Source organism: Eubacterium oxidoreducens, assembly GCF_900104415.1.
GTDB lineage: Bacteria > Bacillota > Clostridia > Lachnospirales > Lachnospiraceae > Eubacterium_C > Eubacterium_C oxidoreducens.
In genome coordinates this window covers 84,039-97,767 of the sequence record NZ_FMXR01000004.1, presented here as the reverse complement: position 1 = coordinate 97,767, position 13,729 = coordinate 84,039, and the positions used below count along the sequence as shown (strand labels likewise).

5 protein-coding genes are annotated in these 13,729 nt (G+C 40.0%); 1 reads left to right on the top strand and 4 read right to left on the bottom strand.

The genetic code is table 11. The features are described 5' to 3' along the window. Window positions 1–152 precede the first annotated feature (152 nt). Entirely contained in the window at window positions 153–1,223 is a 1,071-nt protein-coding gene (locus BLS20_RS00410) for an undecaprenyldiphospho-muramoylpentapeptide beta-N-acetylglucosaminyltransferase (protein ID WP_090170837.1), read from the top strand. A 123-nt stretch (window positions 1,224–1,346) separates the two neighbouring features. Here the strand turns inward: BLS20_RS00410 and BLS20_RS00405 are convergent, their stop codons facing one another. From BLS20_RS00405 to BLS20_RS00390, 4 genes are all read right to left on the bottom strand, one after another. Beyond that, window positions 1,347–4,037 carry a hypothetical protein gene (locus BLS20_RS00405; RefSeq protein WP_090170834.1) on the bottom strand — a complete coding sequence of 897 codons (2,691 nt, stop codon included), beginning with the start codon at window positions 4,035–4,037 and terminating at the stop codon, window positions 1,347–1,349. Window positions 4,038–4,242: 205 nt separating this feature from the next. Then, window positions 4,243–4,953 (bottom strand): hypothetical protein, encoded by a 711-nt coding sequence (locus BLS20_RS00400; protein ID WP_090170830.1) that lies wholly within the window; start codon window positions 4,951–4,953, stop codon window positions 4,243–4,245. Between the two features lie 140 nt (window positions 4,954–5,093). Further along, complete coding sequence (locus BLS20_RS00395) at window positions 5,094–10,001, bottom strand: InlB B-repeat-containing protein (RefSeq protein ID WP_090170827.1); 4,908 nt, start codon at window positions 9,999–10,001, stop codon at window positions 5,094–5,096. A gap of 43 nt (window positions 10,002–10,044) precedes the next feature. Continuing rightward, complete coding sequence (locus BLS20_RS00390) at window positions 10,045–13,713, bottom strand: InlB B-repeat-containing protein (protein ID WP_176762216.1); 3,669 nt, start codon at window positions 13,711–13,713, stop codon at window positions 10,045–10,047. Window positions 13,714–13,729 lie beyond the last annotated feature (16 nt).

The following is a 13,729-nucleotide window of genomic DNA, read 5'->3' as shown; positions in this document are numbered from 1 at the left end:
GTGCATTCGCTCCTTTTTTTCCGCATTTTCTTATCTTTTATTTTACCATTTATACTGCTGTTTTCAATTCTAACTTGACTTTTTCAGCGCATAGTTTCATAGTTGTATTGAAATTTTTATTTCTTATTAAATATAAAAGAGGTACCTGACTCATGAGTAAAACAATCATTTTAACAGGTGGTGGTACTGCCGGACATGTAACACCAAATCTTGCATTGTATCCTAAGCTGAAAGAACTTGGCTATGAAGTACATTATATCGGTTCTTATAACGGTATCGAAAAAGACTTACTGTCTAATTTTGATATTCCCTATCATGCAATCTCTTCCGGTAAGCTTCGCCGCTATTTTGACAGGAAGAATTTTACAGATCCATTCCGTGTTATGAAAGGATATGCCCAGGCTAGAAGTCTTATCAAGCAAATCCAGCCCAACATCATCTTCTCTAAGGGTGGTTTCGTCTCTTTGCCGGTTATCTATGCCGCAAAGCATCTGCACGTTCCATCCATCATTCATGAATCCGATCTGACTCCGGGACTGGCTAATAAGCTTGCCATTCCTTCTGCGACTAAGGTCTGCTGTAACTTCCCTGAGACACTCTCTCATCTTCCGGAAGACAAGGCGGTTCTTACCGGTTCCCCGATTCGTCAGGAATTGTTACAAGGAAGCAAGGAAAAAGCGATCGATCTATGTGGCTTTACCAAAAACGCTCCTACGATCTTAATCATTGGCGGAAGTCTTGGCTCTGTCAAAATCAACGAAGCGGTTCGAGAGATTCTACCGGAACTGATAAAGCAGTTTAACATCATCCATTTGTGCGGAAAGGGCAACTTAGAGGATTCTTTATCCGGCACAAATGGATATGCACAGTTTGAATATGCCAACCAGGAGCTTCGCGATTTATTCGCACTTGCCGATATCGTGATTTCCCGTGCCGGTGCAAATGCCATCTGCGAGCTGCTTGCTCTTCACAAGCCAAATCTTCTGATTCCGCTATCTGCGGCTGCCAGCCGTGGCGATCAGATTCTTAATGCTGCTTCCTTTGAAAAACAAGGCTTCTCGCTGGTCTTAAAGGAAGAGGATTTATCTGCTGATACGCTTCTTTCCCATGTTAAGAAGCTGTATGATAACCGTGATTCTTATCTGGCTGCAATGGAAGAATCCAACCAGCTTAATTCTATTGACACGATTATTACCATGATTGAGCATCTGACAAATAAATAATCTGGCAGGCAAACGTGACGACTTTATGCCTGCTTCTAGTTCCGTAAGTATCGTTATGCATACGGTGCACCATTGAAAAAGGACGCCCGAAGAATCAGGCGCCCTTTTTTTAGGGAAAATAAACTACTTTTTCACTTTAACTGTTATGGTCTTTGTTGCAGCTTTGTAATTCTTAGCTGTTACTTTAACCTTTACTTTATATGTTCCGGCTTTTGTTCCCTTTTTCACAGTAATCTTACCATTTTGCTTAATTGTCAGCACTTTTTTCGATTTACTGTTAGCTGCTGTATATTTTACACTTGCATTTGAAGCTGTTGTCTTTGTCGTTACCTTAAATGATTTTGCGTTTTTCTTCAGTGCACTTACTTTGTACGTCTTAGAAGCATTCTTTACGGTAACTTTCTGTGTAGCCTTTGTAATGGTAAGTTTTGCAGCAGTACTTGTTGCTTCTTTATAAGAATCTGTAGCCGCAACGGTTGCCTTTACGTAATAAGTTCCTGCATTTACCGGAGCTGCTCCATCAGATGCTGCACCAGAATTTGCTTTTGTGGTAAGCTTTGTGCAAGCCTTATCTGTGTAATAGGTATATGTTACCTTACCAGTATTATCATCATTTACAGTTGCTGTATCAATGGAAATTGCTTTTCCTGTGTAAACTGCTGTTTTATCCTTTAATGATACGGATGCGGCAGATACTGCTTTATTTGTACCTTCTGTAATTGTAATGTCTTTATAAGTCTTACCCTTTTCAAGTGTAATTACATTACCATTTGCATCTGTTGCTGTACCATAAACTACCGTTGCATCTTCTCCAATAGTAAGAGATGCAAGAATTGATGTTCCATCTGCAACCCATGTTCCATCTACCGTTAAGTTTACATCATTTTCTCCATTAGAACTTGCTGTATTTATTACATGTCCAATCTGGTTATAATCAGATTCTGTAATTGTTGTATTCTGTGTCTTACCACCATCTGTTGTATGCTTAATTGTTGTTGCAGAAATTGCACCTGTTACAGAAGCACTTTCTTCGATATTTACATTTACCGTTACCGCACTTGCAAGATAACCTGTACCATTGTAGATATTACCTTCAAGATTCTTATCTGCAATGTTAAGTGTAGCGGTATGAGATGCTTCCATTCCTTCTCCGCTTAACCAGCCTTCAGATTCATTATAGCTTGCATCGCTAAATACCGGTCCTGAATATCCATTTGGGAAGGAGATACCCTCTGCTACAGCGTCTTCGTTATCGATTGCCTGGAAGATGACTCCATTTTCTGTATTATTCAGCTCAGTTTCAGCCTCTGCATTTGCATCGGTTGCTGCATTGATTGTAGCATCTTCTCCGATATTAATCGTAGCATCTGCAGATTTTACTAAAAATGCTGCTGACTTGGTATTAAAGGTTGTCTTATCGTTTACATCTACAGTAGCCTGTCCCCAGATATCAATACCAAAGTTCTTGGAATTCACAACGGTCTGTGCCGTCTTAGAAGCTGTTACCGTATTGTAATCTTCATCTACACTGGTATTACCCTCTGCATCCCAAATAGTCTTAGCAGTATTAATTGTTTCATTTTTGGTTGTTGCACCAAGCGTAATAGTATTGTTATTTCCGTTTGCTGCAATTGTCAGATATGTTGCTACATCAAAGGTTGAACCAAGGAAATATTCATGTGCATTACCAATTGCATATGAACCATATCCGCTGACTGCACCATTCGCTGAGCTTGTATTCATTACAATATCACTGTTAATTGCATATAAGTATGGTTCACTTCCGGAATCAGTAGAAAGTACACCCCAGTTCTTAGCATATACATTTGCATCTTGTACGACCATTGTGGAACCTTTACCAAGCATATTGGTTGCTCTTGAGTTTCCAACAATACCAAGTACCCATGGTGGAGAGACCATCTTAACAGTATCTGCTGTATTTAAGAATCCATCGTAAGTTTCTCCTCCATATACTGCAATTTCCTGTGTGCTATCATTGCCATCACCTTTGATTACAACGTCACCACCATTATCTACAGCTACCGCAGGTCTCGCTACACCGTATGTTGTAATAGATCCGCCGTTACTTAAATCAAGCATTGTCTTAAAGGTATTACTTGTTACCGTTGTTCCTCCGGTCTGACCATCCGCATTTGCTGATCCGTCTGTTGTGGTCGTTCCTCCGTAGATATTTACAGCTGTTCCGTATCCGACAAAGTCGTTTATATCAGCGTTTCCATCAGAATTGTCCTCACCGTCTGCATTACCTGCAACAATTACCGGATTATCCAATGTTGCATTTGACTGGTTAACTACAATTGGGTTAAAGTTCTTAGATGTAGATGATAAATAAAAATTAGATAATGTCGTTCCATCTAATGTTCCACCTACGCCGTCAGTTCCAAGTGCCACATCACTATCTTGACCGATCTGAATACCTGTACGGTAAGTCGTATAATCATAACTATCTGACCATACAGAACCATAGCCTTCTGAATGTGACTTTGTATACATCTTAACGGTCTTTCCACTCTCTACTGCACTTTGAGCATCCTTAAGTGAAAGCTCCGTATAGGTACCATTGTCAACCTGTACAAATGTCATACTTGCAGTGTAAGTCTCTACATCCGAATCTGCTGTTGTTACTGTCTCTGCTGTCAAATCAATTGCAGTTACAACTTCTCCCGCATCTTCTACTGCTGCCGTTGCAACAACCGAAGAACTTCCCGGTGCCGCAAGCATAATTGCAGTTATAACAGCCAACGAAGCTGCTGATGCGCTGCGAATCAACATTTTAAGTTTCTTGCTTCTCATTTGTTTCCCTCCGTATCTAAAAAGTTTTATATTACTTCTCTAAGATACTTCGAATTTCCAAAGCTATAAATGACATTTTCTTATGCAAATATGACATTTTATTAGAAATTTTTGCAGGTCACTTTGTGCAAAGCACACAAAGGACTGCCACTTTTTATCGTGACAGCCCCTTGGGAAAAATGAAATGAAAAACATAGTATGCGGCTTATTCACTAGGCACTAATACCGCAATGGTAGTATCTTCACTACTTAACACAATCGTATCTTCCGAAACTTTATAATCATATGTCAGGCTCGTACCAAGCGCTGTAAGCGTTAAGGTATCGTCTCCCGTCTCATAGTCTTCTTCCATAATCAGATAACAACTTCCATCTTCATGGAATTCAAAGCGATATGCATCCTCGTCATATGTCCTATAGATTCCTTCAAATGGTTCTAAATCTGATATTCCGTCCTCTCCTGCAATACAATCGAGATTCATCGTTGTCTTAGATTCTGCTCCGGACTGAGTCGTTGTCAAAATAATTTCCCCATCTTCTTGGGAAATATCATATTGTGATGCGTTTTCCATGGTTTCAAATGTAATAAGCAATAAATCTGCCTCATCTCCATCAACATTTGTTCCATTTTCTTCAAACTCATATGTACCGGACTGAACGTAATAGCATATCCCATCTTCTCCAAAATAATAGTACACACCTTTTGCATCCTGTACCTGATATTTTCCGCTAAAAGTTTCAAGGCTTCCTTTTGTCGCAGTCTGCCTTATTTGTGTAGATGCATCCTGCACCGTCTCCACTTCAGCGGTACTGATATCCGATTGTTCCGATTGCTCATTCGTTGTATCTGCACAACCGGATGTCACAAAAACGGCTACTGTTGCAAGTACTAATGCTAGTTTTTCTATATTCTTCATATCGCCTTTGGCTCCGTTTCTTATTCATTTATGTCTAACAGTATAGTTGATATACAGCCAAAGAAAAAGGTCGTTTTTTGCGAATAAGTAGTCATTTTTTTAGAAGGTGATGATTGTTCTGCGGGCGAACAACGCTTTCACTATTTCACTGTAATTTTAATCATTACCTTTTTCGATTGAGATTTATAATTCTCATTTCCATTCACGGTAACTTTCACTTTGAATTTGTAGGTTCCTTTTGCTGTTCCTTTTTTGACGGTGATCTTTCCACTGTGAGAATCAATGCGCAGCTGTTTACTACCGCTGACTTTTTTATAACTTTTTTTTCCATATCCGCCTTTAACAGATATTGCTGCAACTATCACATTTGATTTTTTGAGTTCTGCTCTCTTTACGGTTCTATATTTTCCTATAATCTTTATAGATTGTGCAGCCTTTTTTACAACCACGGTCACACTTGTATTAATAGTTGCTTCTTTATAATCTCCGGTTGACGAAGAAGTGATTCCAAGTTTAATGGTATACTCACCTGCCGGAATTCCTTTCTTCACTTTAATTACACCGGTTGAGGCATCGACAGACAAATAAGAGCATGAACCTGGCAACTTGCTATAAGAAAGTGTTCCTTTGTTTCCGGTTACATTCAATACCTGATATTTTTGATTACCCTTTCTTAAAGTTGCATAATTCGTGGCGATATTCTTTGCGCGTACCTTCATCGTTTGTGCCGATTTGCATACCAGGTTTTCATAGGCCTCTATCACCTTTTGCTTTGTTTCTGTGATTTCTGCAACCTCCAGCTCACTGTAATTTGATCCCACTAGTTTTATAAATTCCTGATATCTATTTTCAAATTCCCGTAAAGAATCATCGGTGTAAATCTCTGAATCCACATTGCCACTTAACCGAGCCAGATCATCTGCAGCATCTTTAACTACAGTTTCTACAGCTTGATTATGAATTTTCTTTTGTAGCTCATCTGCGTAATTAGCCAACTCTTCATATTTGGAAAGTGCATCAGAAACCATCTGCTGGGCCTCTGTCTTATTTTTTTCATTTTCTTCGCTGTCTGCAGCTGTCTTTGCAATTTTGGCTTGATTTAAAGCTACGGAAGCTTTTTCCATTGCGCCACTTACCAGTTCATAAGCTTTTTCCGTATTTTCTTCCTCATAAACTTTCTGAATAACCAAATCTGCGTCATCAATAGCTTCTTCTGCTTTGTACTTCAAATTGGTGTTTTCCTTTGTAATTGTCTTTCGGCTTAATTCTTTCCCACATGCAGCACAATAAACAACTTCGTCGTATGAAGCATCTCTTTCGTATCCGGCCTCAGTTTCATCTTCAACGACAGTGCTTCCGGATATATGATCTTTGATGGTTAGTGTGCCTTCTTCATATTGGAAAGTATAATTTTTTGCGCTTCCGCCTTCTGGTATTAATGTATACTGTTCTCCTACCTTTAATTCCTTCGGTTTTGGTATAGTTGGGGCACTATATTCTTCCACGGTATCTTCGGATTCATTGTTTACGAAACCTATGACTTTAATGCAATAGGTTGGTGACTTGTCGCAGCCAACTGATTCGCTTTCATATGTTGCCGTCAGTTTAGCTGGACCAATGAACCAGGTGATCTGTTTTGGATCCCGACTTTTGTCCGGCCAAATATATCCCTCTTTCAAAGTTGCCGTTGCCGTATGAATTCCGCAATCACATGCCGTATCTCCAGTTAATGTGCAACCTTTGCTGCCGGATACTCCCTCCTGGATTTGTCCGTTATATACCAAATTGGAAAGCGTCTTTGGCAGTTCCGCAGTTTCATATGTTTTTATTTTGTAGACAGTAACTTTATCATCCCCCACAGAGCCGGTCGTTGCCGCATCAAAAAGCATATAGCTACTTGAAGCATTGAATTTAACTGCATATTGAGATGCGGATGACGCATATGGAAGCAAGCCGTATTCTGAAGACAACATCCACTCTTTTGACATTCCGCTAGAATTGTATTGGTAGTTATATAATCCGGAATAATAATTCCATAAATATCCGGCACCGACTTGTGTTGCTCCGGAATTATTATTGTATAAGGTAACATAGCCTTCATTATCTCCCTCTTTTGCAAGCCAAGTACACTTATTGTAGGATTCTTCATTTTTAAAAATTATTTGATCTTGTGCGCTGTTTACTGCCACATCTTCTTTCTCCATTTTGTTGTAAGAACCATTCTTCACAGAAGACATCGCGTAACAATTACTGTTATTCAAAATCAAATAATTTTCGCCATCCTCCAATGAGGCTGCCTCTTCGATATAAGCTACATAAGCCGGTTCCCATTTTGCATATAAAGTGATATTATCCGTTACGCGATTAGCTGAAAAATCCCAAGGCTGTGTTAAGTCTTCGTCTGCAAACCAGCCCTCTAGGTAATAGCCTTCTTTCTCCGGCATTTCCGGCTGTTTTACGCGTTTTCCTTCTCTTACAGTTTGAGAATCAACATCACTTCCGCCATTAGATTCAAACATAACAGTATAATTTGTTAGAGTGCTGTCTGTAAACTTGTACAATCGAACCTTTCCGGAATAATTTAATGTAGGCGTATTGCCGGAAAGATTTAAATAATAAGAATAATAAGAAGATGTCAGGCTGTTTTTTAATTGCACTGCTGCTAAATCGTTCACTGTTGTTTGGTTTTGTACCCAATAATAAGCCGGAACATCTTCCGTCAATTTTAATCCGGTTCCCGAAGAATATGCGGCATTGATATACAACTCTTTATCTTGACAAGTATTAGAAAGCAAATATCCACTATTGGATGCAGTAGCCTCCCACTTACAATTCTCTAGTTCCAGACCGGCAGTTTCATCAGCGATGTATACTTTGCCGTTTTTCTTAAGAGCCCGAACAGGCTCACAAGAAGCAGAATTTTCAGTGGCATCACAGGACAAAGCATAACCCAAATCGCCCTCGGTTCCGGTAATTTCAGTTCCGGTGATAAAGTATTCTTCTCCATCTTCCAAGGTATCTACCAGTTCAACTTCATATAATTTGGTTGGCACTTCTTCCCATTTTACATATAAAGTAAGATTCGCATTCACCACCGTGTTTTCAAAATCCCATTGATTTATGAACTCTTCCTCCGTATACCAACCGGCAATTCGATAACCGTATTTTTCGGTTATCGGCTCATCCAATGTAGCACCTTCTGCAACAGTCATATTTTCAAGAGTCGAACCGCCGTCGGTATCAAAAGACACCGTATAAGCAGTTCCCCATTTTGCATATAAAATAGTGTCTTTAGCAACTGTATCATTTTCAAAATCCCAGGCCTGCGTTAGCTCCTGATCTTTATACCAGCCAGCAAACAAGAAGCCTTCCTTGATTGGATTCGCCGGTTTTTTCAAGGTTTTTCCTTCCGAAATCTGCAGCGACTCTATCTCGGAGCCACCATTGGATTCAAAAGACACTGTATATTTTGTGGCTGTATCCGGCACTATCTCTATTTTGATATTAGGCCGATTTGACGACTTGGAGAAGTTAGAATAATCAGATATATTCGAATACGAGGAATTAGTGTCATTTTGCCGATAAAGAACCGCATTGGATATTGTGGAGTATCGGTAAGACAAAGTCGAGTTATAACTGTTAGCTGTATGGGTAATTGCAATTACCAAATTACCCTTGGATGTATCATATTCAAATGGATCATCAAATATCAGCTGTTCCCATCCAACAGATGTTCCTAAAGTCATGGCTCCACTATAAACTTCTGTCAGATTCTCTGAAGACAAACAATCTGTATTGGACGCGAAAGTCTCTGCCTCAGTGTATCCCAAATAAACACGTAAGGAAGTGGTGGAATAGGAAGACGCATTTGCAACATAAAATGCTATGGAATTAATTATTCCGGAGCCTCCAATTTCATCCGCCGTATAAATCATCTCTGCAGTGGAATTTTTGTAATAATTACCATATGGAATATCTTTTGTAGATGAGGATCCATCTCCGATGGTAACAAATGGCTGCTTTTCCCATTTTGCGTAAAGAGTTAGATCCTCTGTTACCTGATTCGTAAAATCATATGCCGTTTCCAAATCCTTGTCGCTATACCAACCAAGGAAGGTATAATTCTCCTTTGTAGGTGCTGCTGGCTCTTCTGCTGCTGTTCCTTTTTCTATACTTAAAGAATCAACAACAGAGCCCCCATTTGACTCAAAATTTACCGAAACGGTCTCAGCCCATTTTGCATAAAGGGTAAAGGAGCTTGTAACTGCTTGCGAAAAATCATATTCCTCCGTAAAATTCGAATCTGTATACCAACCAAGCAACATATGATTTTCATAGGTTACCGTCGGCTTTTTAACTTTCCTTCCTTCCTGAACAGATTGATCCTCTATATCCGATGCACCATTTGTCTCAAAACTAATGGAATAGTGCGTCTGCGTCGGATCATCAGAAATCACATGGTACAAAATTCCGTCATAAGTTCCGGAGCAATTAAAATATGAATCACTAGCTGCTTTTGAAATCTTGTAAGTCCCGGATTTTAAAGTATGATCCGATAACGTCCATTCTTTGATATTGTCGGAACTGTCCGCCCAATATAATGCCGCATACTCGCTTTTTTCCAAATATTTATCGTTATTTTTGAGATAAAATCCCTCTACATTTTCTGTGGATGTTTCCCCCGTCCACAAACACTTTTGCGCATCAGTTTCATCCTCAAATGTGATTTCCGTAACTTGTTCATTCGGTGTAGTTTTTGGATCCGTATTTGTTTCAATACTCACCGCAAGTCTTTGGGAATCATACTTGCCGCTATCGGTAGATAACGCGCAATTACTCGGCGAATCACCGCCTAAGTAACCCAAAATAATATACTGTTCTCCTGATTCCACCGTATCCGCCAGTTCCACACTAAAGGTATTATCCTCTGCTGCTTTCACTTCCGTAATCCCCGAACCGGCTAATGGCGTAAAAAATGTTGTTATAACCAATATCAGCATGCATAGCAGTGAAAAAAAACAGTTTTTCCCATGTTTGATTTTTTTCATATCTTCTCCTTCATTTTCTCAAACTTTACTTCAAACTCTGTAATTATATTTTTATTGATTTTTTACTTGACCAATCACCATAGTATTTTTTCTTGTCTTTTAATATGTACGGTCGAACCTGGACATAATATTTCTGTCCTGACTTGAGTTTACTGATTTTCTTATTCTTTTTTTTGGCACTTCTTACCTCAATATAATTAGCGCTTTTCATGTTTTTGTTTTTAGAATAGACCACCTGATATCCGGAAGCTTTCTTATCTATTTTCCAAGAAATCTTCATAGCATTTTTCAAAGCTTTCAGCTTAAACTCGGACACTTTTTTTTCATAATAGTAATACATGGCAGAATCATCACTTATGATTTTTTGTGTTGTGTCCGTTGCATATTTGATGGCTGCTACCCGATATTTCCAGCATGTACCTTCTTTTTGCTGTAAAACCGTTAATTTCGTATCCGTCAGAGTTTTTGTTATCCACTTTGTACTCCCTACTTTTTGATAGGACACCCGATAGGCATCGGCTCCGGAAACCTTGCTCCATTGCAATTGTTTTTTTGAAATTCCTTTTTTCATTCCATTAATAATTGGAGCATCCAGTTTCTCTGCCGGTATACTAATTATTTTTGTCTGAGTTGTAAAAATGCCATTGTAAAATACCGCTGTAGCTTTCATAGATCCCGATTTTTTATCGGTGGCTTTTTCTGTTACCACAGTAGTTACCGGAACGGTTTCCGTCAATGTTTTTGAAGTATCGTTTTTATTTACAGCCGTTGCGGTTACTCTCTTACCGTCTTTTGACCACTGATATACCACATCTTCATACGCTGAACAAACAGGGGGAACAATCACATACTCCCGACTAAGTTCTGCTCCGCATTTACTACAATAGGTAATGATTTCATTTTCTCCCGGTGACTGCCATGTAGCAGGATATTTTTCAACTCTTGTCACAGGAGTATGACCCGTTGCCTTTTGAATATTCATTTTCTTTTCCGTATGGCATTTGGTACAACGATAAATCTCATAACCGTCTTCGGTGCAACTTGCCTCTACCGACTCCACCAATTGCCAATTATGGCCTCCCGGTGATACGATTACGGTTTTTTTATGACTCAAATTGTGTTTGCAAGTATAAGTAATCACTCCGCCGGTTTCACATAGGGCTTCCGTTGTAGTCTCTCCTTCATCCCAGTCATGCCCCAGTGGCTCTATCACCCAGGCTCCCTCTTGGATTTCCTGAATTCCCTCAGCATCCGAAAAATACTTGTGGCACTGACTGCAAATATAATAAGCCTCGTTTCCTTCGCATTCACAAGTAGCTTCTTTTGATTCAACCTTCTCAAGGACATGACCCTTAGCCGGAATCACCGTATCTTCCCTTGTTATCAGGCTTTCCTCTGCTCCGGTGCTGTCCTTAAAGATTTTGTGGCACTTAGAGCAAATGTAATACTCAACATTTCCTTCTTTGCTACAGCTTGGATCTTGTGCTTTTACTTTAACCAAATGGTGAGAGGATTCAGCATTATACCCTATAACCTCCACAACTTCATAAACAAAACAGCTTACGTCGGGCCGCGCCAAAAAAGCATCATTTTCCGAGTCATAGCCTACATGATAGGAAGTACTTCCTTTTGGGACCAATAATCCGTAATTTTCTTCTTCATTAAATGTGTAAGAAAATACCGTGCCCTCCTCTGTATCATCATCAGAATTCTCACACCACAAATATGCCAGATTGTTATATAAATAATCTTCATGATTAGCTAAAACAACTGCATCTGCGGATTCTTTGCAATCCCAGATGGCGCCGTCGGCATCTCCATAGGATTGAAACGAGATCTCTTCGTCATTTTCGGCCAGTGTAATATCCGCTGCGGATAATCGCAGACCGCCGTATTCCGTGGCTTTGTTGGAAGCTTCCATAGTTTTCGTTTTATCTTCGGACAAAACCACATATTGTTTTCCTGCAACCAGAGCGGTTGCCGGCTTCACGGATACAAGATATCCTGCGCTGTCCGCTTCGGAACAATTTCCGGTAACCGACGCAATCTCTTCCACATGCTGCTCTTGGCAGTCACTGCAAGTATATGTGATTTCTCCGGCTTGCGTTGTCGTAGGCTGCTTTGTTACCATACCGACATCCCAGTTATGATTTTGGGTTTCAATATGGGAACTGTCGTTTTTGCAAATACGCTGATGCTTCTTTTCGCTGATGAATGTCCATTCTCCGTAATCATGGCCCGTTGCCTCAAGCACCGTCGGCGCCGAGATAATATTTTCTCCCGAAGCATCGGAAAAAAGGAGACCGCAGGTTGCGCATTTATAATATTCACCGACTCCCTTCTCGGTACAGGTCGGTGTCACTTCGGGAATATGGGTTAAGGTGTGGGTATGCACATAATCCTCAGAAACCACTTCGTATAGCTGAGCCGATTCCCCGCTGTTTGGAGCAAATCCTACCATTACGGAAGGGGATGTGCGATAACACAAAAGAGAATCCGTATCCGCAGAGTGAATGCCTTCCTCATCGGCATAAAACAATATATTATTGACATAAACATTACTGTCATCCACTTGAGCCGGATAGTGTAAGGACGACAGATATGAATCTAACAACTCCCCGTTATAACTCAAGGTAACCTCTCCGTCCCCGCCACCTTCATAAGAACCGGACAGCCATACGCATTCTTTTTTTTCTTCCAGATTATGAAAGGTAAAATAAGTTTTGCCAGAATCCGTTTTCCTGATAACCTCATTAGCTCCTCTTGTATTATCATACAATTCATTACCGCTTTCCGCCTTCATGGCAAGGGTGGCGCTCTCGTCGGTAATCAAATAAGTCTTTCCCGGTTCCATCGAACACACATGTTGTACATAAACATTAAAAGATTCTCCGTCTACGCTTTCCCATTTGGCATACAGGGTAATCGATTCATTAATCGCTGTAGAAAAATCCCATTGAATCGTATAATTTTTATCTGTAAACCAACCGGCAAAATTATAATTTTCTTTGGTCGGATCTTCCGGCTTTGTTACCGTCTTTCCTGCTTCTACCGATACTGCGCTTACTGCACTACCTCCGTTAGAATCAAAGTTAACGGTATATTCCTCCCCGGCCTCGTTGATTTCATAAATATAAAGGGGGTAAGTTACCGACGTCCAACCTTTAAACACGCCCTCTCGATAAGTAACAGCCTTATAATTTGATATATAGTCGGAATTCGTGTGTTGCAATCCATTGCTTTTACTGTAGATAAACCAGGATGCCAGGGATTCATCCCCTGTAGGTTCCATCATTTGATAATATTTGTATAACCATGCGGAACCATTACGAAGCCGAAACCTTCCTTTTTCGGATGAATTTTCTTCTGCCGTAAATTTGCAATAGGCAGCGTCCTCCTCCGATGGAAATGTAATGCTTGTACCGTTGTCAGTTACCGAAACCGCTTTTAAATAATTGTATGTTCCGGAACTTTCAGAAACTCCCTTTGCCATAGCAGACATTGCCTTTGCCCCATCATAGTATGCTAGAATAATATATGATTTTCCATTTTCAAGGCTCTTAACTTGTCCCTCCTTAATAGATACCGTAACTGCAGAATCCTCTTCAGCTTTTGAGTGAACAAGCCCTGAGGGTAACAGCGCCGAAATCATGATTACCGCTACAATAATGTAAGCAAGTTTTTTCTTCCATTTCTTCATTTGGTTTTTCATGTTACTACCTCTTCGC